Origin of the sequence: Paraburkholderia sp. BL6669N2 (assembly GCF_003387275.1) — a bacterium.
GTDB lineage: Bacteria > Pseudomonadota > Gammaproteobacteria > Burkholderiales > Burkholderiaceae > Paraburkholderia.
The window spans coordinates 14,686-36,708 of the sequence record NZ_QUNA01000003.1 but is presented as its reverse complement, the minus strand read 5'-3'; the positions used below and the strand labels follow the sequence as shown (position 1 = coordinate 36,708).

General features: G+C 60.2%; 22 protein-coding genes. 9 read left to right on the top strand and 13 right to left on the bottom strand.

The window, feature by feature from the left end; all coding sequences use genetic code 11:
* Nucleotides 1–468: 468 nt before the first annotated feature.
* The 3 genes from B0G80_RS43990 (at nucleotide 469) to B0G80_RS43980 (ending at nucleotide 2,369) form a co-directional block, all read left to right on the top strand.
* Complete coding sequence (locus B0G80_RS43990) at nucleotides 469–1,485, top strand: PRTRC system protein D (RefSeq protein WP_116124001.1); 1,017 nt, start codon at nucleotides 469–471, stop codon at nucleotides 1,483–1,485.
* Nucleotides 1,482–1,850, top strand: a complete 369-nt coding sequence (locus B0G80_RS43985) for a hypothetical protein (RefSeq protein ID WP_116124000.1) — start codon at nucleotides 1,482–1,484, stop codon at nucleotides 1,848–1,850. Before B0G80_RS43990 ends, B0G80_RS43985 begins: the two co-directional genes overlap by 4 nt.
* 258 nt (nucleotides 1,851–2,108) lie before the next feature.
* Entirely contained in the window at nucleotides 2,109–2,369 is a 261-nt protein-coding gene (locus B0G80_RS43980; protein ID WP_116123999.1) for a hypothetical protein, read from the top strand.
* Between the two features lie 66 nt (nucleotides 2,370–2,435).
* On the opposite strand, the gene B0G80_RS43975 is transcribed toward B0G80_RS43980, so the two are convergent.
* The 6 genes from B0G80_RS43975 to B0G80_RS43950 all read right to left on the bottom strand — a co-directional run bounded on the left by B0G80_RS43975 (nucleotide 2,436) and on the right by B0G80_RS43950 (nucleotide 6,502).
* On the bottom strand, nucleotides 2,436–2,660 hold the full coding sequence (locus B0G80_RS43975; protein WP_116123998.1) for a hypothetical protein: 225 nt from the start codon (nucleotides 2,658–2,660) through the stop codon (nucleotides 2,436–2,438).
* A 111-nt stretch (nucleotides 2,661–2,771) separates the two neighbouring features.
* Entirely contained in the window at nucleotides 2,772–3,908 is a 1,137-nt protein-coding gene (locus B0G80_RS43970; protein WP_116123997.1) for a primase-helicase zinc-binding domain-containing protein, read from the bottom strand.
* A gap of 241 nt (nucleotides 3,909–4,149) precedes the next feature.
* Nucleotides 4,150–4,728 carry a single-stranded DNA-binding protein gene (locus tag B0G80_RS43965; RefSeq protein ID WP_116123996.1) on the bottom strand — a complete coding sequence of 193 codons (579 nt, stop codon included), beginning with the start codon at nucleotides 4,726–4,728 and terminating at the stop codon, nucleotides 4,150–4,152.
* Nucleotides 4,729–4,739: 11 nt separating this feature from the next.
* Nucleotides 4,740–5,477 (bottom strand): hypothetical protein, encoded by a 738-nt coding sequence (locus B0G80_RS43960; protein WP_258879279.1) that lies wholly within the window; start codon nucleotides 5,475–5,477, stop codon nucleotides 4,740–4,742.
* Nucleotides 5,478–5,587: 110 nt separating this feature from the next.
* Nucleotides 5,588–6,016 (bottom strand): hypothetical protein, encoded by a 429-nt coding sequence (locus tag B0G80_RS43955; protein WP_116123994.1) that lies wholly within the window; start codon nucleotides 6,014–6,016, stop codon nucleotides 5,588–5,590.
* Between the two features lie 123 nt (nucleotides 6,017–6,139).
* The gene (locus B0G80_RS43950; RefSeq protein ID WP_116123993.1) at nucleotides 6,140–6,502 is read right to left on the bottom strand and encodes a hypothetical protein; all 363 of its coding nucleotides are present in this window, start codon (nucleotides 6,500–6,502) and stop codon (nucleotides 6,140–6,142) included.
* Nucleotides 6,503–7,035: 533 nt separating this feature from the next.
* On the opposite strand from B0G80_RS43950, the gene B0G80_RS43945 reads away from it, so the two are divergent.
* The 6 genes from B0G80_RS43945 to B0G80_RS43920 all read left to right on the top strand — a co-directional run bounded on the left by B0G80_RS43945 (nucleotide 7,036) and on the right by B0G80_RS43920 (nucleotide 12,353).
* On the top strand, nucleotides 7,036–7,740 hold the full coding sequence (locus B0G80_RS43945; protein ID WP_116123992.1) for a nuclease-related domain-containing protein: 705 nt from the start codon (nucleotides 7,036–7,038) through the stop codon (nucleotides 7,738–7,740).
* 369 nt (nucleotides 7,741–8,109) lie between these two features.
* Nucleotides 8,110–9,354 (top strand): hypothetical protein, encoded by a 1,245-nt coding sequence (locus tag B0G80_RS43940; protein WP_147310008.1) that lies wholly within the window; start codon nucleotides 8,110–8,112, stop codon nucleotides 9,352–9,354.
* 39 nt (nucleotides 9,355–9,393) lie between these two features.
* Nucleotides 9,394–10,581, top strand: a complete 1,188-nt coding sequence (locus tag B0G80_RS43935) for a FlhC family transcriptional regulator (RefSeq protein ID WP_116123990.1) — start codon at nucleotides 9,394–9,396, stop codon at nucleotides 10,579–10,581.
* On the top strand, nucleotides 10,571–10,750 hold the full coding sequence (locus B0G80_RS43930) for a hypothetical protein (RefSeq protein WP_116123989.1): 180 nt from the start codon (nucleotides 10,571–10,573) through the stop codon (nucleotides 10,748–10,750). Before B0G80_RS43935 ends, B0G80_RS43930 begins: the two co-directional genes overlap by 11 nt.
* Nucleotides 10,751–10,769: 19 nt before the next feature.
* Nucleotides 10,770–11,138, top strand: a complete 369-nt coding sequence (locus B0G80_RS43925) for a hypothetical protein (RefSeq protein ID WP_309568820.1) — start codon at nucleotides 10,770–10,772, stop codon at nucleotides 11,136–11,138.
* 222 nt (nucleotides 11,139–11,360) lie between these two features.
* On the top strand, nucleotides 11,361–12,353 hold the full coding sequence (locus tag B0G80_RS43920) for a CAP domain-containing protein (RefSeq protein ID WP_116123988.1): 993 nt from the start codon (nucleotides 11,361–11,363) through the stop codon (nucleotides 12,351–12,353).
* Between the two features lie 697 nt (nucleotides 12,354–13,050).
* On the opposite strand, the gene B0G80_RS43915 is transcribed toward B0G80_RS43920, so the two are convergent.
* The 7 genes from B0G80_RS43915 to B0G80_RS43885 all read right to left on the bottom strand — a co-directional run bounded on the left by B0G80_RS43915 (nucleotide 13,051) and on the right by B0G80_RS43885 (nucleotide 22,020).
* Complete coding sequence (locus B0G80_RS43915) at nucleotides 13,051–14,202, bottom strand: hypothetical protein (RefSeq protein ID WP_116123987.1); 1,152 nt, start codon at nucleotides 14,200–14,202, stop codon at nucleotides 13,051–13,053.
* Nucleotides 14,203–14,214: 12 nt separating this feature from the next.
* Nucleotides 14,215–14,763, bottom strand: a complete 549-nt coding sequence (locus tag B0G80_RS43910; RefSeq protein WP_258879302.1) for a type 4 pilus major pilin — start codon at nucleotides 14,761–14,763, stop codon at nucleotides 14,215–14,217.
* Nucleotides 14,764–14,860: 97 nt separating this feature from the next.
* Entirely contained in the window at nucleotides 14,861–15,991 is a 1,131-nt protein-coding gene (locus B0G80_RS43905) for a type II secretion system protein (protein ID WP_116123986.1), read from the bottom strand.
* Complete coding sequence (locus B0G80_RS43900; protein ID WP_116123985.1) at nucleotides 15,988–18,270, bottom strand: ATPase, T2SS/T4P/T4SS family; 2,283 nt, start codon at nucleotides 18,268–18,270, stop codon at nucleotides 15,988–15,990. Before B0G80_RS43900 ends, B0G80_RS43905 begins: the two co-directional genes overlap by 4 nt.
* Nucleotides 18,271–18,285: 15 nt before the next feature.
* Nucleotides 18,286–19,065: a hypothetical protein gene (locus B0G80_RS43895; protein ID WP_116123984.1), complete on the bottom strand. Its 780-nt coding sequence runs from the start codon at nucleotides 19,063–19,065 to the stop codon at nucleotides 18,286–18,288.
* Nucleotides 19,052–20,380, bottom strand: coding sequence for a hypothetical protein (locus B0G80_RS43890; RefSeq protein WP_116123983.1), 1,329 nt, complete (start codon nucleotides 20,378–20,380; stop codon nucleotides 19,052–19,054). Before B0G80_RS43890 ends, B0G80_RS43895 begins: the two co-directional genes overlap by 14 nt.
* 8 nt (nucleotides 20,381–20,388) lie before the next feature.
* Complete coding sequence (locus tag B0G80_RS43885; protein ID WP_116123982.1) at nucleotides 20,389–22,020, bottom strand: type II secretory pathway protein; 1,632 nt, start codon at nucleotides 22,018–22,020, stop codon at nucleotides 20,389–20,391.
* Nucleotides 22,021–22,023: the final 3 nt, after the last annotated feature.

The window sequence follows — 22,023 nt, the reverse complement described above, 5'->3', positions numbered from 1 at the left end:
TATCGCAGTGTCCGGGGGTCCTCAACGTGGACCACTATGGACTTGATCTGATTCAAAAAAAGGCCGCATCAGTGTGCGGCCCGGTCAGCTTGGTGTTCTATGGCCCGTTGCGGGCTTGGGTGTATGGACGAGCGAGTGCCTCGCACTCTTTTTCGATGCGTCAGAGACGCGGTAGGTGTGCCTAGCATAGACCCGGATTGGCGCAACTCTCCCGTCAAAAGCTGGGCGGAACCGCTCGGCTTTCGCCGACTTGACTTCGCCAGCCTCTGGATAGACTGGAAACCAGGCAGAACTGATAGAAAAGTGTCAGTTCTATCGATAGTCCCGGCGCATCGCTACGAACTGACACTTAAGTATCAGTTATCTGATAGATCGCCGGCCCCTCGCGCCGAAGGCGAATCCACTGGCACTTATCTGTCAGTTAACTACCACTTCGACGCGCGGACCACCTCAGTGAATGGAGTCATCTTGAAAACTTCCGTCTTCGCAATCGACGTTGGCTACGGCAACACCAAATACGCTCACCGTGCTGCAAGCGGCACAATCGCTACGGGTATGTTTCCCTCACTCGCCCCGCTCGCCGCAAGCCACGCGCTTTCGGGTTATGGCGATAGCGTGCTCACGACGCGCAAGGTTGCTACGATCGTGATCGATCAGATCGAATACGAGGTCGGCCCCGACGTATCGCTCACAGCCGCCTATGGCAACACCGGCCGCGCGCTTTCGAACGATTTCGTCGCTTCAAATAACTACGAGGCCCTGCTCTTTGGCGCGATCCATTTCGCGGGAGTAACTCATGTCGAACGGCTGCTGCTCGGGTTGCCTGTTCACACTATGAGTAAATATTCAGGCGCGTTGCGCGACCAGTTCACAGGGACCTTCGATTACGGCCCCGGTCGGGTGACGATCGACAAGGTCGTGGTAATCCCGCAGCCGCTGGGCTCTCTCGTAGCGGCATCGGCGAACCGTCAAAGCGAGTTCGGCCGCGACAATGCGCACCTGGTCATCGACGTTGGATATTTCACGACGGACTGGGTCTACGCCAACGGCTTCACTATGGATGACAAGCGCAGCAACGGTATGCCGGGCGGCGCATCGCAAGTCTACCAACGCATCGCGGAGCTCATCGGCAAGGATCAGAGCGAAAAGGTGGAGGACGTCGAGCTTATCGACAAGGCACTGCGCGAGAAAAAGCCGTTTTTCTTTTACGGCCAGCCCATCAATCTCGACCCATATCTTGAAAAGTCTCAGCCCGTCATCACCGGTGTGGTCGAAGAAATCAAGAACAACGTCGGCCCGTTGACCAGTGCGCGTTCGATCGTGCTGTCAGGCGGGGGCGCCCCGCTGTATGCGTCCGCGATACGAAAGGGTTTCCCGCGTGTGGCAATCGAGGTCATCGAGGCGCCGTGCACCGCCAACGCGAAGGGCTTCCTCATTGTTGGCGAAGCAGGCCTCGCCCGCGAGCGCGCAGCCGCAAAAGCATGAACGGCAAGTTCGACATGAAGCTGGTCATCGACGCGGTAACCACCCCGCTTCTGCACGCCCGGCTGAGCGAGGCATCGTCGTATCGGGAGCGAGCGGCGATCCTGAGGTCTCTCGCGGAAGCCGCCTTGCGGGAAAGCGCCGCTTCGATGGGCAAGTCTACCTATCGGGTAGCGCCGTCAGCCGCCGTGCAGTCCTGGGACGGGACTCCAGCGGAGCCGCAACTTCAACGGGACACGCGGCCCAGCGTTGAGACAGGCACAGCTTTGAGCTCAGAGCCCGTGCCCCCGTTCGTGCCCAACGAAAGTGGCGAAGCTCAGGCTTACGACGTCCAGGGAATCGGCGAGGCGTTCGGTGCATTCGGCTGAGCGCGCCTTGACTTCTCTCCCGGAATGCGAAGATAGGTCATGACATCGGGACACGCGGCGCGCCGCGCCGCGCACCGGTGCAACACAGCGATGAGGAGGAGTTATGCTTGAACTGATGGAAATTCTGCACAACGGTCTGCCACTGAGTGAGCCGCGCTCATGGCTGCTGATCGCCGCGGTTGCTGCAGCGTGTGTCGCGGGCTGGTACAGCGGCGACGTCGCAGCGTGGTATGCAAGCCGGAATAAGGAGGCTGAGGGATGGATGCTATTGACCTGCTGGTACCGTACTACAGGAAGTTCACCGCTCTACCCTTTCTCGCGCGACGCGCGATCATCTTCGCACTCTCGATCTTCGTCTGGATCGTCGGCGCGGGGCTGGTGAACCTGCATGTGAATGCCGACTTCTGTGCGCTGATTCTTATTGCGGGCGGTGTGGGCGCCTTGTGGTCAACCGAGCTCTGGCGGCTCTGGAAACCCTTTTTCTATCTTGTAGTTGTGTGCGTCGCGATCATGAAATGAATGCTTGCGATGAACAAAAAAAAAACGGCTCCACCATACCTGGTGGAGCCGTTTTGCTTTACATGATCAGTGCGACCGGGGAGCCGCAGTAACAAGAAGACGGCGTGCGCAAAAATCCCACGCATCGCCAAAAGACTGATCACGACATGCGTAATGCATGTTGCCGCGATCCTTGCGGTCGATCACGTCGAACGCGACCGCATCCGACTTGCCGACACGCTGACGACCACCTTCTGCGCCGTTCGTTGCGACGATTGCAAACCCACCAACGAGAACCTGGAACGAAGCCATTTTCTACTCCAAAGAAATTGGCCCGACGAGACAGTCCCCGATGGGGAGAATATCCCCATCGGGCGGAACTGAAGAAATACGGCCGAAGCCGCGATTGAAGATCGATGCTCGTTAGACGGCAGCGAGGTGTTGCGTATCGGTTTTCGACGCGCGAGATATGTCCGCTAAAACAACATTGGCGAGACGCGCACACCATTGGTCGGTGAAATCGGTTCCTCGCACGCGGGGACGATGCACAAAGACAGTAAAACCCTCTGCCTTGAGGCGCTTCGCGAGTTCGAGCCCGCCTGCGACGCCTATCGACTTTCCCGTCTTCGGGTCGATGTCGTCAAAGTCGACGAAAATATGGACAACGCGGATACCCGATCCATCCGGCACCACAAACTGACGTAGCAGACCGATATTCAGGCAGTACCACATTGGAACACCGGACTCCATATATGCAGCACAGGCCGTTTCCAGACCCTCAGCCACCCCGATTTCGCCGTCTACAGGCTCCATCAATCGCACGGCGCCACCCCGGAGGGGATTGAGCGTCATGTCGTTCAGCTTGTTGTCGAGAATCTCGCCATCGCCCGACACGATCCGCGCTTTAGCTGGCGTAGATCGCTCCAGAAAGGTTCGATGCAACGTACCGAGCCGGCCATCGGGCAATTCGAACCGGGCGAGGATGCCCGGCCAGCTGCCGATAGGCTTCTTCTCATGCCGGTACTCCAGCATGCCAAGCCGCAATGCCGGCGATGATGCCATCCGTAATCCCGGTACACGTGCGCCGAGGTAACGCATCGCGAGATCGCCGCTCGATACGGGTTTTGCTGAATCCCACATCGAATTGAGGCGGTTTGCGATAAACGTCGCGTCCGGTTTGCGCTTCGGCCGGGGCGCCTTGGCCACTGGAGCGCCGTTGAGCGCACGCGGTGCAGGTCCACCGTCCAGTTGACGCTTCAGCCGATACAGCCCGATGCTGTTCAGGCGGGTGATCAACTGGAGGCCATCACCTGCCATAGCCTTTCCGTGATCACATTTACGGCATACCCAATCGCCACGCCCACGCTTGTTGTCGTAGGTGAAGCGATCGTCTCCGCCACATATAGGGCAAGCACATGCGTCGCCGGTGAGACGGTCTGCAGGCACGCCATAGCTCACAAGGAGCGAAATCCATTGCTCCGGGGAACGCGAGAACCCGGCCAACGCGCGCTGAAGCCACGCGTACTGGTCTGGCGTCAGCTCTTTTGCTCGTACAGTCATGAATCACTCTCCTTTAAGTGAGTGGGTTTGGTCGGTGCCTGAGACAGGCGTGAAAACGCGTGCTCAAAAAAGCGGCCCGCGCGCGAGCGGGCAGCTTTTTTCAGCAGACGTGCTATGAGGCAAGAGAATCGGCGAGAACCGCTGGGCAGGAAATCCGTCGCACGACACACCCGAAGGTGTGCCGTTGCGATGGTGAGGAGATACGGGAGTGAAGCTGACAGATCGGTGAGAGTTTCCGGGATCAGATTGCAGACCAAGCGGCCCGTGCGTAAGCAGGGCCGAAGGGGATGTCATCCATGTCATCGAATCCGCCGCCCGCTGGTGCTCGCATACCGCCACCGCCACCATGCAAAGGTTGCGGAGGATGAGCACGAGTTCCAACGTCATCAGCCGCGCGGGATCCAGTTGACCGCGACGACGGCGCCGGGTGTTGGGCGCGACCGCTGGTTCGCTGCTCAAAGCCACCGTCGCCATCGTCTTGACTGCTACGACCGCCAAGCATCTGCATCTGCTCAGCCACGATCTCGGTCGAGTAACGATCGGTGCCATCCTGCGCCTGCCATTTGCGCGTGCGAATACGGCCTTCGATATAGACCGACGAACCCTTTTTCAGGTATTCCGAAACGATCTCGGCAAGCCGACCAAAGAAGGAAACACGATGCCATTCCGTGGCTTCCTTCATTTCGGCCGACGCCTTGTCCTTGTAACGGTCCGTTGTGGCAAGTCGAATGTTAGCCACAGCATCGCCGCTAGGGAGATAACGCACTTCCGGGTCAGCGCCGAGATTGCCGACGAGGATCACCTTATTTACAGATGCCATTTGAATTACCTCTATTTAGTGATTGACCAGAGCCATTTGTCCCACATGACCGGCTTGCCATCCTTGACCATTGCCGAGCCATCCGCTCTGATTGCAGGCACCTTGATCTTGCGAAGGCGCCTGACAGACACAACGTCACCGACTACGCACCTGCATTCCGCTATGGCCTCCTTCAGGCCCTCGCCTTGCAGTGTCCGCTCGCCGGACGTGGTGTCGATATGAATGGCAAACGATTTGTAGAGCCGCCCGGGTTTCTTTCGGTCGGGAAACTTCTCTTCGCCCCAGGAAACAATCCGGCCAACCACCGTAGACGCGTCCACCGACTGTTCGCGACGCCGGCGCACCGGGCTCACGTCGCCGGCGTCGAAGCGTTCTTCCTCCGTCTCCGGAAGTAGTGATTGCGAGCCGTTGCCGGAGACTTCCGGCGTCGCCTTCACTGCAGGGCTCACGACAGCGTTGTTTCCCTGACGTATCGCGGTAGCAATAGCGATCTTGAGCGGGCAACGATGGACAGCCACCCTGGACCAGTGAGGCTCGAGGTCAGGCACGATCTTCATGCCAAACTCGGTCTCTTCCGTGTGGTCGTCAAAAGCCGGCGTGAACTGGACGATGTGGTCGCCCTCGTTCACAAACAGATGCGGCGTATCGCCTATCGTTACTACCGTTTCGTTCCCGGCGCCCTGTCCCACGACGCTTGCGGCTGTACCGTTATCAGGAGCGGCAGCCGCGGTCGACGTCATCGGCGACATGGCTGATTCTGGTGACGACTGTTGGTGGGGATGTTGAGTGGCAGATTTGCCTGGGAAGAGATCCGCGAGCACGCGGGTGAAAAGTGTCGCAGTGTTTCGCACATAGCCTCCTACAACAGGGTGCCGAAGCACATGCGGCGCAGTTCGAGAAGATCGCGCTCAAGCAGCGGCGTGGTCAGGATCACGTCCTGCATCGTCTCGGGATCGACACCATTGACTTTGCACACGTAGACATAGGGCAAGGCGCCCTCCCAGTAACCCATGATCCATCCGAGGGTTGCGCGATAGTCATCCAGGTCGATCTTGCGATTGCGAAGGCGTTCGGACAGCAGCGCCGCACAGTCCATCAACGACTCGGGCATGCTGTCGCCGCGACGACTGTCGCTCGCTAGCGAGATCAATGCGTCGACCATCTTTTCGCGCACTGCTGCGCCCCACAGATGCGGGTCAGGCAAAGGCTCGGGCTTTGAAGGGGTGACAACTACCGGCGAGGATTCGCCGAACATGTCCAGCTGCCAGGCAGCCACATGCATTTCCATGAGATTGCTCCCGTGGTGCCGGCAATCTCATGTCCCGTGACCGGGAATGGGATCCCGGCGGGGTTCAGGTGCCGTCACCGAGGCGAAGGCCAAGGTGACGGTAGGTTGTGGCGGTGACCCGACTTACTGGGTACCGGTCTTGAAAGGAATGATGACGGCCGACTTTGCGTATCGCTTCATCGGCATCGGTGCCGCCACGCTGTCGTTCGATGCGGTCGCTACAGGCACGTCTTGCACGCTCCCGTTCGCGGCCATCTGGCGGGATGCTGCGAGCTTCTCCGCTTCGGCACGCGCGGTTTCGGCTTCTGCCTCAGCTGCTTCGATCGCCTTCGCCTTTTTCTTCATCGTCACCATCAACCAGCGCATGCTGAGCAGAAGGAGAAATCCGACAACGGCAAACGAGATCGTCGCGAGGTACACGACGAAGCAGAGCGCAAGCAGCTTCGCTGGTGAAGTGATCGCGTTCTTGAACAGGACTTTCAGCATTTTTCTCTCCAGAAAAAGTCACAAGGGAATGTCCGGACAACGTCCGGTGATTTCGATGCTCAACGAGCAAGGAAACTCGGCGCCAGGCGCTTTCGTGCGCACCCGGTTGGGGGCGCGCACGGAAGGGCCAGCGTGTCGCGAATCAGGTGGGAAACGTAACTGGTAGGCGCGCGAAGACCTGCACGCACGTTCGATGCGTCGAGCCGACGCGGGAGATAGAACGAGATTACCGGTGGGTGGGCACCTGACGGGCCCGAATGCTCGCAAACTTCATGCGGCTTATGTTTTTCGCGCCTGGCGCCCCCGATGCGGCAGGACGAGCCGGCTCACGGGCTTAACCCTAAAAGCTCCAGAAAAACTGGAGCTTTTGAGGCAATAACGAGGATCGGGAGCGCAACCGCAGAGAAAGGTGGTGTCGCCTCGGCGGACGTTGCCATCGTCCGCGTTAAAACCCGGTATCCGAATGCCCCGGCCGCTTGACTTTGTCATTCTCCTGGCAAGCTTGACTCACTGTCTGACATCTGGAGTGAGTCATGAGTACAAGCCTGTTCGTTCTGGCCGCGATAGCCTACTTTGTATGGCGGGCCTTGCGCCCACGGCTTCCGAAGCTTGGCGCCCGCGGAGCGTCGCCGATCCCCACGCTACGAAGCGACCGCAGCGGCGACGAGGGGGAGGCACGCGTGCAGGCGGAGTTAGTCGAGGTCCTGACCTGGCTTTGCGGTAGCAACTTCTATTTGCATTCCGGCCCCATTCTGCTTAACCATGCGCCCGGCACCGAGTTTCCCACCGCCGAGGTCGATCATCTGGCCATCACACCCTTTGGAATTTTCATTTTCGAAACGAAGAACTGGACGGGTTTGATCGAACCGGGAGCCAGTGCGGATGTGTTGATACGAATTGGCGCCGATGGAGAGCCACAGGCGCGCAAGTCCCCTCTCAGCCAGAACCGCTCGAAACTCGCGTTCCTCCGCGGGACGTTGCCACCGGTGTGGCCAATAGAAGGCGCGGGCGTATTCGCCAACGACGGGTGCGTTCTATCGCCGGACCTACCCGTCAGCATATTGCGTCGGACCGACCTCGCCCAGTGGCTAAGGGACAGACGCGCTCGGCATGCTGCGGGCACGGCCGCCGTCGTAGACGTGGCCAAGGCGTGGGCCGCAGTGCAGCGAATCGCGAGTACAGATGAACTGGCCCTCAGAAAGCATCGCGAAAGACGGAGGGTTAACCCTAAAATTTAAGTGATTCTTTCCTAAAGTTTCGGTCGCTGCTGCCGATCCAAATGTTGCCGCATGTATTCGTCTGATGATTAGACGAATGGCGCGTATTTTTGCGCCGCTTTTTGGGGTGACGAACGCGAAACGGAGCGTATTCTGGGCTGGGATTCAGGGGAACTGAAAGACCTCGCGGGTCAAGAGTCAGACGCCCGTCCGGATTCGCGCCAATAGAACGATCAATCAAAAGGCTTCTACTATGAAGAACGAAAAATACCTTGGCCCTCCTCAGACCGGCCGCCTTCTGGCCGAAAGCGCGTCTTCCATCCTGACGTCGTTTGGCGCCCCACACGCACGGCGTCACGCAGCATCGAACCCACACTTCCGGAAATGAACGTGAGCCATCCCAAAGAACTTCAGAATACCAACGAGCCTGATTTCGACCCGACCTTGGCTGAGGGGGCCGACAACAGCGGTGACCTGTCGGCGGTCGGGTCCGCACCACTCGCTTTTGCTCATGTACCGGACGAAACCGAGATCGCGCAGACGGTGCGCCAGTTCTTCGGTAGCGAAGTCCCGGAGTCGCTGCGGGCAATCATCGCGTCTGAAAGCAATGAGATTGCGCACTCTACTCGGAAGATCCTTGAGGAACATATGCGCATCGGGGGCATCCTCTTCAATCTGCGCAGTCGGATCGAGGGCCACTATGTGGCGTCCCTTGGTGACAGCCGGCACGTGCGCAACAAGGCCGCACAGGCCTTCTACAAATACGTCGAGCAGGTGTTCAGGAAAAAACACGACATCGTCAAGGTATATATCCGTTCCTATCTGCGCTTTAGCACCAACGCCGGCGCCGTTGAAATGCTGACAATCACGGACATGCAGTTGCTCGTAAGCCAGGACGATGAGGTCATCGACGCTGTTATCGAGGCAAAGAAGGAGAACCCCGACCTAAGCAAGCGGGAAGTGAAGCAGATCATCGAGAGCTACAAGACCAAACTCGCCGAGAAAGATGCGAGCCTCGATGTGGTGAAAAGCCAATTATCGGAGGTCGTCGGCCAACTCGACGACGCTCGCAACGAAAACCAGTACCTCACCGAAGAAACCAAGCACCTGCGTCTCCAGATCGAGCAGGACAAGGAAAAGAAAAAGAAAACGATGGTTGACCTCGATGTCGCGAACCGTTCAGTCAGCACAATGCACACGGAGATCTCCAAACTCGAACGGGAACGTGACACCTTGCTGCGTCAACTCGCTGAAGCAGCAAACCGGGTCCAGACGAAAGAGGTCGTCGTCAGCGGACCGCCCGAGAACATCAAGCACCTCCAGGAAGCGGCCGACGGCCTCATGACTCAGGTGAAGGAAGCGACTTGGCAGATGGAGAACCTGCAGGCGGAGGTCGCATCGCTCGAAGAACGGCGCAAGCAGCAACTGGCCGAGATCGAATCGAAAGAGACTATCGAGCGACACATCCGGGAACTGATGGTCGAGTTCGGCTCGTTCATGCAGAAATACAAGACGACACAGCTTCTCGTCACCGCCGGCGGGTCGGTCGCACCGTTTGCGAATCTTTTCGCAGCCTTTGCCGATCACGTCGGCAGCTTCCACCAGGAGTTACTGGCTGCAGCCAACGCCACGTGATTCCCACCCGCCCAGCAATGAGAGATACAGGTAGTAGCAATGGAAAATAAAGAAAATTATCGCGCGGTCGACCGTCTTTACGTCCCGGATTGGCTCACCGAACAGATCCAGGTGGCGAACTTCAACATGGTTGACCACATGAAGTGGCTGCTGCAACAGGACAGTCGCTTCAACGAGGTCTTCAACGTCGAGCCAAAGGATCTTGATCAGCTCCAGTTGAATCAGTCGTCCCTGCGCAATTTGTTGCGCGCACCATTTCTGATGGTGGAGCCGACCCTTCAGACTGTCGAGGACTGGCGCTGTTTTGTCGACGATACGGCGACGACGGTGGCGGTGGACATCCTGCGACGGAAGACGCCGGAACTCGACTCTCTGGCATCGTATGCTGTCGGGCACCAGAACGTGGCGTTTCTCTCGCTTGCCACGCAGATTCTCAATATGAGCGTGCTCGCCGCGCCATTGCTCGGCATTGCGACCGACGTGGCCAAGTACCTACTCACCGTCCCCTCATATCGGCTCAATCTGGCCTTGCAGCGGATGAATGGCCTTCCTCTGTTCCGCTGGCGTTTCAGCAGCCAGTCGTTCTGGTACGAGTTCGTGGGTAGCACATTGACCGACGAGATGATCGCGCATCAGATAATGTTCACGTCGCCGGCGCGGGTGGGCGACCTCCCCAGTGACGCGCGATGGGGCGAGCTTCGACTCGGCCGCGCAAAGAACGAGGCTTTCGCGGGTGCCCTGCTCGCGTATGGACTGCGTGCATCGACGGCGACCGCCCTGTTCAACCTTACGCAGAATCAGATGCGCGGGCTCTATTTTAAGATTCACGGTAAAAGCTCGCCCTGTGGCAACACCGCCAATTCCCTGCCCTGGTTCGTCGAAACCCCGCAGCATCGACTGCATGCGACGGTCTATGCGTGGCTCTATCGTTCAGCGGTCGCAATGGGTGCTTTGCCGCCAGAAGCTTTGATCGCGACCAATGACGTCTACGATCGCCTGTTTGGCGGTAACCGCGTAATTTCTGCGGATCGTGGCTGGAACCTGATCCGGTCAATGGCGGCCGATGCGCGTCTCACGATCGCGCCTTGCCGGACCTGCAGCACGCACTATGTCGTCTCGAATAACGACGCCAAGATTGAAATGCATAACCGGTTCAGTTGTCCCGCATGCCAACAGCAGCTCGGCATCAAGCGGCGCGCCGCACGGAGGAAGGCCAATGACGCCTGACACCGCCTTGAAGGAGTTGCCCGCGGGGCTCGTAATTTTCAGTACCGACGGCAAGGCCCAGTTCGGTTGGCGGAATCCCGAAACGGGGGTCTTTCACGCCGAAGACGACGGACATGTGATCGCAAACGCTGTCGGCGCCGTTGCCCGGCACGCCGGGATCATGCATTAGTCAGGGAGGATGGACTCCGATGAAAATGCAGGACTTCGACTACCTTGCGCGGGAGAGTAACGCGGCGTGGCTCGATGGACGCGGCGACGGTCGGTTCGACCGCTACGAGCAGTTCTATAAGAGTGAGCGGGCTCAAACGGCGGACCAGTTCAATCTCGAGAAGGTCAACGAGGAGTATAGCGATTGGTCGGCAGCGCGGCCTTCGCGCCTCCTCTCCGCTCTGAGCGTGCCCTGGTTCGGTCGCGTTGCGATCGCCCTGTTCAGCTTCTACATGGGCTGCAACCTGGTACCCGGGTTCGCCAAGGCAATGCCCGAAGCCACGGGTGCGGCCCTCGTGGTCGCGTTCATCGGTCTTCGCATATTCCACCGGCGCCGCAAGCGTCACTGAGAACCCACCGCCGGCGGGTTTTTTATCGTTTGGGCGCATGGGCTTAACTCCGGCCGGGAATATCCGTTAACTCATAGAATGTCGGCCAAAATTCGGGCAGCGGAGCTAACCGGCCACAGTAGGTTCAGCAACCAGCGGCGACTTGACTTTCGTAGCCGCTCTATAAGATGAAATCAAGGTCGCGCAAGGGGCACGACCACATGAAATCGAGGAAGCACAATAATGAAACAAACGAATATTTCAGTACTGGCCGCCGTCTCGTTTGCAGCAGCAATCGCTCTTTCGGCATGCGGCGGCGGTGGTGGCGGCAATGGCAATGTCACAGGTGCGGCGCCGGCGGCCCCGGCTAGCTCAGCAACGGCCGGCAATGTCACCACGCCGCAGTACGCAAGCACAAGCGCACAACTGGCCGTTTTCAACACAATCAACCAGCAACGCCAGCAATGCGGCTTTCCGGCTCTCACTGAGAACACCGTTCTCGACCAGGCTGCACAGGCCCATTCCGCGTACATGGCGCAAAACGGCGGCCTGATTACGGACACGGAAGATTCCACCAAGGCGGGATTCACCGGCGCGTCATACACTGATCGCGCAGTGCACTTCCGATTTCCGAATGCCTCGATCACCTATTCCGACGGAGTTAGCGCAGGTTATTACACAAATGCGACTCTGTCGGAATCTCAGTATGGTGCGCAGATTGCAAACGAGTGGTTGTCTGGCGTGTATCACATTGCTGTAGGCGTCTGGCCGGTCACCGAGGTCGGTGTTGGCTGGACCGAATTGACCTTCAACGGGTTTCCGCAAATCTTGTCGTCGATGACGATTGCTAACATGCAAACGATGGGGAGCAATCTTCCCCTGACCTTCCCGTGCCAAGGCACGACGGGCGTCGCATATACGGGGACTGGCGAAACGCCGACGCCCCCCAACACGTCTGGCGCGTTTGGGCAGCCGGTAGCTGTTTCTGGTAACGCCACCGATGTCGTCACGCTTCAGTCGGGCACCATGACGGACTCGAACGGCCACGTCATCAACCTGCAAGTGCTCAATTCGGCCAATGACCCGAACAAGCTGATTCCTGCGTTCGAAGCGGTGGCCTATCCGACGACGTCGCTGATCGCAAACACCACCTATGCGGTGACCCTCACTGGCACGATCAACGGTAAGGCGTTCTCTAGGAACTTCACCTTCACCACGGGCAATGTGATCGGCTAAGCTGCACTACGCGGGGCTCTGACCTCTCGGCGTGGAGCGAAATGGAAAAATCCCGTGCGGCTATGGCCCCACGGGATTTTTTAATCCGAATGTCGCTAATGCCCACAACTCCCGACGTTGTAGTTGACGTCTTGCGCCCATTTGATAAAACCGTTGTCGGCTGTGCGGACTTCACAGATTAAGACAGTGTTGACATGGGAAGTTCCGCATTTGTCGACCCATGTGTCGCCTGTGCCAGTGAAGAAAAGACCCGATGTACCTGCGGGAAAACTCATATTTTGGTAATTCGAAGTCCTTCCACTGATTGTCCAACCCGCTGGAACGTTAGCCATGCAGCTTGCGGTCGGATCTGGCGGCGAACGCGGAGTGCAACTCAATCCGACCCAACTGCTACCGTTCCATGATGGACCAATCTGGTCGTATCCCGATGGACAAGTCGGAGGGGCTTGGTAATTGCACTGTGGCGCTGAGTACTGGGACCCGATCCATTGCGCTGGTGCGGTCGCAGTCCATCCAGGCTGATTAGGACACGTTGGCGGCGTCTGCCATGTAGTAGTGAGATGCCCGACACACGTGGAGTCCTGATTGTTCACAGAGCACCGTACCGGTCCCGCCATCACCGCGCTGCCGCCCATCAAAACGCCAATAAGCAGTGCGACCCTGATGCAAATCTTGATAAAGCTCATTTCCCATCCCTTCAATAAGTGCAGAACGTTGTCGCGACGGCACTTCCGCTAATGACATTTCCGCTACCGTCCGTGATATAGACCGTCCATGGCCCGCTTCCGGCCGTTGGGTAATTGATGACGGCAGTCGGGTCCGTGTACATGCTTTGGCCCGACACCACCAGTTGCGGTGTCCCGCCCGCAGGACAATTCGGACTGGGCACGTACGTACCGCCGCCGCCCGGAATGTTCGTGTAGCCGTACCAGAGCTTGGGACCGCCGATCGGCATCCACTGCAGAACACCCGACACGTTCTGACACGACAGCATCAGGCCCGAGTTGTCGCTCGCGCCTGTCATCGCGCTTATCTTCGGGCAGGCTACTCGCGGCCAGCCCACGTTTCCGGTGGAGACGGTCGTACCAGCGCTGACCGTCGAACCGGCGGACACCGCCCCGCTCGCCGCGATTGCAGCAGTCGCGCCGATGTTCGCCGCACTGATAGTGCCTTCCGCGTCGAGGTTATGGACGTTGTGAAGGCTGACGTGATTGACGTTCTGATCACCGGTCCACGTCAGCGCGCCGTCTCGCCGGATGTAGACCGAGTTACCATCAGACGTCGGGCCGTTCGTAGCGAGGACTACCGCAGCCGGGTTGCCCGCCAGCGGATTGGTCGCATTCCATGCACCGTTGATGCCCGTAACGGTTCCGGAGTTTTGCGTCTTCGAAAAGCCGAACGCGTTGCCTCCAGCCTGCGCGATGATGGATGCGCCGATCACATCGGGATTACCGCCACGCGTCACCGGCTTTGACGGGTACAGCACGTAGGTGACATGGCAGTCCCCTGCACTCACGGAACACGTCGACGGTCCGACGCTCATACTGATGACGTACACCCCGCCCCAGAACGGACCATTCGCGTGCGGTTGCTGAAGGTTGCCCTGCGTGAACAGATCGTTGAGCGTGGGCAGCTCCGTCGCAGGCACCACTGCAACCGGACCGTTCTGCGTGAGCGTCGCGTAGTTTTTCGTCACCCAGTTACCAAGCGCCGCGTTGATGACCGCCTCGTTCTGCCCTTCGGCCGCCAGCACCTGGTTGCGCCGCTTCGCTGCGTCCTCCTTGATACCTACGACCGTCATCAATGCCGCAGCGACCAGCACAACCACCATCTCAACGATGCTGAACATGCCCCGGCTTCCTTAGTTATTGTGCGTGGCGTACATGCCGATGCTGGCGGTCGCACCCGCCGAAGCGCATGCGGTACCTGCAGTCGCACCGCTGAACGGCGTGTTCGGGTCGTACACGGTTGTCCCATTGACGGTGACTTTCGCATAAGCCCCAGCGACAGCACCGATCGACAGGGAGCACACCGTACTCGGCACCGGATACGTCACGACCATGGCGTCATCAGTCGACGCGATCGTTCCCGGCACCGCGGTCACCGCACCGCCAAAAATCCCCGTAAGCGCGCCGGTGGACGTGTTGACGCGCGAATTCGCCGAGTCAAATGCATGGTTCTTCGCAAGCGTCTGCTGCGTCTCGCTTGAGAAATCGACGTCGCTCGAGGTGGCGTCCTGGATGCCGCTGCGAATAAGCTGCGCTTCGCTCTTAAACTGATGGGCGTGGATACGATCCATCACGAATGAACGGCCCTGATAGACGACAAGCGCGAGCAGCGCCGCGCCAGCCATCACGGCCGCTCCCTCGATCAGCGACAGTTCGCCCGACTGCCGGCGGCGGCGGCCCATCCGCGTCAGTGACGATTTACGCTCTGCTGAGGCCGATAAGATCGCCGCGGTAGAAGCGCTTGCCTTTGGTATCGTGTTGTTCATGTTCATTTATTCCTCAGTAATTGGCACCAGCCGACGATGACGAATCGAAGCTGACAGCACCAGTCGCAACGTACGACCCGATGCCGAAAACGAAAAAGAGTGAGACTGCAAAGCCGAGCAGCACGTAGTGCGTGATGCGGGCGTTACGGCGGACCGTCGCGACCACGCGATCCAGTGAGTTGCGACCGAGCGACTTGATCGCCTGCACGAACTGGTCACGACCGGCCGCGTCCGCAATGGTGTCCATCACCGTTTCGGAAAAGATGCCGGTGTCGAGTGCGCGCATCGTCTGGTCCGGACGCTGGGTGAGCCTGCGGCCCATCCGGTTCAGATGCCATTTGAGCCACGGATCTGCCGTCTTCGTGAGCCGGTCGAGGGACGCGCGCAGCGTGAGGTTCGAGTCGAAGAGGCCCGCAAGCGAGACGATCAGCAAAGCGGCGCGCAGATCGCGCCGGTTGCGCCACATCAACGGCATCGAATCGACCTTGTTTCGTAGGTGCCCAGTCCAGCGCTTGAGCGAATGAAAATATCCGAAGACAAGTCCGCCGACGATCGAACCGCTGAGCCACCAGTAGTGGTACGCAAAGCTGTCGAACGCATAAAGCACCTGCGCAAACGGGGACCACTCTGAAACCGGCCTCGTATCTTCAACGGCCGGAAAGATCGTGCCGCCGAACAGCATCGCGTACAGGTACATGTAGACGATCAGCAGCGCCGGGTAGGCCATCTGCAGCGATGTCGTTGTGGCCAGTACCGCTTTCGCGTTCGCCGCCATCTCCGCGAGTTCGAGGCCACGGATCGCAGCATCCTGTTGCGTCGATGCACCGGCGATTTCCAGCAGCGCGTATTCGTCGGTCGGGATGTACGGCCTCATCGCGTTCGCGAAGTTGTCCCCCGCCACCATCCGTTTGGCGATAGCATGGAAGATCGGCCACGCCAGTCCCTTGCGATTGCGGTGGCGCTTCTCCAGCGTCGTCAGCCGCTCGTGCAGCGTCTCCCGATTGCGCAGACCTTTCGCGGCCACATCAAGCCGCGTTTCGCGATAGAAGCCCTCGCGCAGTTTGCTGAAACGCCAGATCGCCACGCGCATGCGTTCTTTCTGCGGCAGCATCATGAAGACTGTGTAGACGAGTCCCTTGATCACGACGGCATCCTCCCGTCACGGTCTGCGAAAACCTTGTATTCGTCGAACGAGCGCATCGTCGTATCGATGAAGCGCGGGTCGATGATCCCTTGCGACGCCTTGTAAAGCGCGTGCTCATAGATCGTCTTGCCCGTCATGTCTTCATCGCCAAATCCGGACACGCGCGTCGACCGCCATACCCTCTCCGCGCCGCGCCAGTCGCGTACCGCCACGAGGTCGAGGAATTCCAGCGTCGGCCGGAAGATCTCCATCGCAAGCGTCTGCCCTTTGGTACCGGCGGCGACCTTGCCCGCGCGGGTGAAAAGGCCCTTCAGGCGGCAGTGCTCGCAACCGGCTTCATCGCGACATGCCATCGTCGACGTATCGAGCCCGAACTTCTTCTCGAGCGTGTCGACCTGCGTTGCGCTCAGCACGTCACGCGCGGGAACCTTGCAATGCGGGCACAGCAGCGGAATCAGCTTCTGGTTGGCGACGGCGTTGACGAACTTCTCAGAGGACATTTCGTCCATCGGCAACTGCAGACGGCCGCCTGCGAGCCGCATGAATGCGCCGATCGCACTGTCCGCGTGCAGGGTTGTTCGAACCGGGTGACCGGTCAGTGCCAGCTCCGCGACGAGAGCCGCCATCACGCGGTCGCGGATCTCATTGACGGTCAGGTCATCCGGGTCCATCCGCATCAGTGTGCGAATGACCTCTGCCCCTTTGCGACTCGCGTCCTCGTCCGACTCGTCCGGCCGGCGCGGTATCGAAATTTCCGACAGCCACGGATGCGGGTACTCCGATGGTTCGCTCACGACATACTGCTTGCGCAGGTCGCGCGACGACAGCATGTAGGAAAGCGCGCGCAGCAGTGTCGATTTCGCTGACCCGGTTTCACCGGTGAAAATCGATACCCCGCCACTCACGTTGCATAACGAGTCAAGGATCTTCAACTGGCTGCGTGTGAGACCCATCTGGTCCGGCATCAGCAGCTTGAGATTGCGGAAGTTGCCGTCGAGCAGGCGCAGCGCAACGTCGAAGCCGCCGACGAGCGGCGAGCTCTGCCAGCGGACGTTAAGGATGTCCGTGTGCACAACGAGCGGGATCATGGCCGACTGCGGCGCGCTCGGCTGGAATGTCTCGCCCGAATTCGTGTTGCGTGCAACGAGATCCTGATAGGACGCGGACAGGGCGCGGCGCACCAGCGACTTGGACAGTTTGCGATAGGTGTAAAGGTCACCGTTCACGCGAAAACGCACTTCGACGTCGTCGTTAAAGTCGCGGTACTCGTAGTGGATGTCGCCGGCACCATATTCATGTGCGGCCTCCGCCACATCGCGAAACGTGCCAATTGCGCGCGACGTTTCCGGGACGATGGCCGCGGAGCGATTGCGCTCGCGCCCGTAGATCGCGGAGATGACTGCCTCGCTCGCGATCATCTCTTCATGTACCTTGATATCGGCGCGTTCGAGATCCTTCAGGTACGTCGGGTACAGCGCCGACTCGTGGAACGCCTGGGTCGTCACGACGATCGCCATACCGGCCTGCACTTCCACCGCCACGAACTCACGGCGAGCCGCATCGGTGATGCGCAACGTTGCATCGGCGCCGCGCTCGCTCAGGATACGCTTGAATGCGAGCGCTTCGGCCGACGGCAGTTGCGGCAGGCCAACCGGGATCAATTCCGGTTCCTGCTGCACTACCGGCTCGGCATGCGCATGAATTTCGTGCACCTCGTCTGCCAGCGGTGCGGATGCATTGCCATCATCCAGTTCGGGCAGTTCCGGCTTCGCGCGCAGGTCAGCCTCCGGATAAGCTGGACGACGCGCATCCTCGGCGGCGACTTCAACCGTTGCCTCGATGTCGTTCGTGGACGTTGCGGGCGCCGCGTCAGCAGCAGTGGCAGAGAATCTCGCGTTGCCATCATCTACTGGTCGCTCGTCTGCTCTCGCTGGGAGTTCGTTCCCATGCTGGCCGAACATCTGGGCGTCCGCTGAACGCAAGGTATCCGGATCGCCGTCCTCGTGCGCGTCGACGTCACTAATGTCGGCCATCCGCAAGCGCATACCGAGCGTCATCGGTTGCCCCGGCTTCGCTTCCACCGGTTCGGCTTTCACCTTCATGGCCTTACTCGCGAAGCGCGGCTCGCGGTCCGCCACGTCTGGTGTCGCGGCCCCCGCCCCGGCGATCGGCATGGACGACGCCGAGTCCTCCGAGAAACCCGCCCGAAACGCGCGCAAACGCCCGAAGATGCCGCCAGTGGACGGCTCGTTCTTTTCGATTCCAGAAAACATACTCATGGTCAGCGTCCCTTGTTAGCGAGCAACAGCGGAAATAGGCAACGACGGCGGCAGCGGGCCCGACAGATCCGGCAACCCTCCAACCGCCAGCCCGCTCGCCCCCGATTGCTGGGCGTCCTGCGCGGGGGTGCCGCCACTGATCGTTTCGGTCCATGTACGCGCGCCCTTTCCCGCCCCGTCAGCAACGGTCACCACGAAGCCGTCGACGCGCTTCACTGTCCAACCGTTAAGAAGCCTGGCGCCAACGTGTGCGGGATACGATGCATTGCGATACTCGTAGAGCACGGACTGCCCGCTCACGTCGCTGAAGGCGCCAACGAATCGCACGGGCTCTGCGCGCGAACGAACAGGCGCCGGTTTGCTATTTACGGGAGGTGCAGGAGCATTGGCGGGCGCCGCCGCCGGAGCGGCGCCATTCAGAGCCACACCACCGGGCAGCGCACTCCCGTTGCCCGCCAGTTGCCGCGCGATGGACGAACGCGCGATCCGGTCCACATCCTCGATGGAAAGGCGGGACTCTGCCGGCACCGTTGCCGACGCAGGCCCAGCGGACACAGGCGTGGCGGTCGCGGACTGTGACGCTGCGGACTGAGAGACTGCAGGCTGCGAGGCCACGCTCGTATGGGCAGCTGCATCGGCCACCGGAGATTCCGTGCTCAGGTCGAGGTCTGCCGACGGCACATGTGAACCGACCGCCTGTGGATGCATCGCCTTCGGCTTCGGCTGGGCATGGACGGCGACCGAACCAATCATCAATGCGCACGCAAGCGCCGACGGGACTTTAGTTGAGAACATAGTATTTGCCCCTGGCTGTGAAATGGATGCCGTTCTGGATGACCGTCCCGCCGTTTTGCGATGTATTCGCGCCAGCCTCTCCGAGCTTCAGCTCAACGGTCATCGTGTCCAGTGTCATGTTCGACGGCAGCCTCGCCAGCAACGGCGATTGCCACCGGTATCCGCTGATGGTCCATTCGCCCACGCGGATCATCTGCGCCGGGCGGGAATCGTTGGCACCCATCGGAACCGCAAGAAGTGGCTTCGGAGGCTCGATGTGCACGGTGTAGCCGTAGCTGTCGAGTTCGAACGGCTTTGCGGAAAGCTTTTGCGGCGGTGTCTGCAAGGCGTCGATCAGTCCCTGCTCTGTAGGCCAGTTGCCTTGGTCTTTTTCAGCCACGAACGCGACTGCGGGAACCTGAGGACCGCGAGCCCCGGCATGCAGACCGTCCGCATCAAAATGCAGCGGGCGCATCGACTCAGGGGCCGCCTGACGAAGATCGTCGAAGCTGCCGCCATACCGGCGCAGCGTCAGTGCGCAAGAGCCCTGTGTGCCGCACACCGCCTTCTCGAACACGAAGCCTGCAACGACCGTTTCGCTGTTGCCGAGCGTCGCAAGCAGCGCGGGCGCAAGCAGATTCGCGCGCGGCATCTTTGCGGCGAACGTCTGACGCACCTGCGAGGCATACTTCTCCTCGAACGACGGCTCGCGCGGCGCCGGCGGCGGCGGCGGATTGAGGATGTCGACCAGTTGGATGCCGCCGAAGATCAGCGCCGCACCAATAACCACGATGGGCACAATGGAAGGAACGCTGGCGGGCACCTTGCCAATGCGCGCGCTTCTGCGCGCATCAAGCAGCGCAGCGGCGCCGAAGCTCTCGTCGACGTCTCCCACGGCCGGCCCGGAGCCGAGCGTCGTGAGCGGCAGGTTCAGCTTCAGACATTCCTGCTCGATGGTGAGCTTCCTCTCGCGGGCCTGCGGTACAGTGAGCACCTCATCGCTGCGCACGACCCCGCGTACCACGAACACGACGTGCACACGCTGATCGTCCTGCAGCAGGACGGCCACAGCCGCCTTGCCCTTAACGCGGTCATGCTGCGCAATGCGCGCGGCGCCCGAGTAAAGCTTGGCGCCCTTGAGCTCGGCTATCTCCGGCGCGCAGAAGCCGCCGATGACGTCCTTGCCGATCCTGTATTCGACATAGTGCGTCGCGCCGAAGTCATCGGCATAGCGACGGCGTTCCGCCCGCATCTGCCGCGACGGGTACGCGCGCCACTCGAGCCCGAAGACAAGACGCGCGTTCTTTTCGCGCGGCAGTGGATCCGTGATGTGCATGAGGCCTCTCACATCGACGGGACGACGGAAGCCGTCAGCATGATGACCTGGAAGGTCTTCGCCTTGTTCCACAGACCCGTGATGCCGCCGATGCCACCATTGGTCGTGCTGTCGGCGTGATCGGTCATTTCGCCGTACAGCACAACCGTCTGGCCATCGGCCAGTGCGACGATCTGATCGTCCTTGCTGCCCACGGTATGCGCAAGCTGGATGGTCTGTTGCGTCTCGCCAGAGCCGACCGACTTCTCGGTGAACGGACCGTTCAGCTTGGAACTGTCGCTCCAGTACGCGAGCACAATCTGGTTGTGATCGTTCACGGACGGCAGGATGTTGACGAAGTCGCCTGTCGTCACCGTGCCCGGGTTCAGGCCGGGAACGCCGCCCGAGGTTGCCGTCAGGCTACCTGCGGAGGACGTCGTCGATCGCAGGTAATCGTCGCTCTGGAACGAAGCGATGGACACCGGCAGGCCATTGAGGGTGAGCTTGGTCTGCGTGTTGTCCTGCACCGTGCGCCCGTACTGGTTCAGTGCATTGATGACCGCATTGGTGCCGGAGAACGGCGCATTCGGGCGCAACACTGACATGCCGAGCGTGCCGCCACCGGACGACAGCGACGTGGGCGACACGAAGCTGATCGCATACTTGGCGAGACCGCCCTCGATTGCGTTGAACGCGACATCGGCATTGGCGCCCGCCTGGGTGCCGCGATTGAGCGCAATCTGCACGGTACGCACGCGGATCGCCACCTGACGCGTCGATACCGCGTTTTCCTGCGCGAGCAGCTTGCCCATCGCATCTGCGGCCTCGCGCGTGTCGTGCACCATGACGAGACGGCTCTGCGGGTTGACGTTAACGCGGCCCATCGGCGAGCGCAGCTTGTTCAGCGCGTCAGTGATCGACTGGATCTGGTCGAACTCACCCTGACGGCCCGTCGAGGTCTGAGCCGAGAAAGAACCCGTGTCACCGCTTCCTCCACCTCCGCTGCCATTCGCCTGATTGCCCGTCGAGGTGTCCATGCCCTTGGACATGGTGGACTTGATGGAGACCTTGCCGGGGATCGCGGCGATCTGGTACATGCGGGTCACAAAGCGCGTGATATTGATGGTCGAGCCATCGAACGACCAGTCGAGCCCCAGGTCCTCCGTCATGCGGGTCAGGTACTCGCCCGCCGGGCCGTCAAACACCTGCGCATAAGCCGGCTTCTCATAGTTGTTCGTGCCGTTTCCACCCGATGGTGACGACGATGACTTGCCATCCGACGATCCACCCTCGCGCGGCACGAGCGAGCTCCGCGGCACGAAGACATCGGGACTTAGATGAACGGAATACCCCGTTGCGGCTGAAACCAGGTTAGCGATCTGGTTGATGTCGAGGTTCGCGGGCATCGTGATGCGCTTTTCGCGAAACGTCGCCGGCAGCGTCGCTTCATACGCGACCGGCACGAGGCGATCGCCGAGAAACGCCGTGGGCACATCTTCAACGAGCGCCATCGAGCCGGGCAGATTATTCATGGCAGCACTCGCCGTGCTGTTGGCCGAGTCGTAGGCCGAGTTGACATCGCCTTGCGTGACAGCGCAGCCTGCGATGACAAGCGAGCACGTAGCCGCAATGGCAGTCCTCAACATGAAAGCGTGGCGCATCGG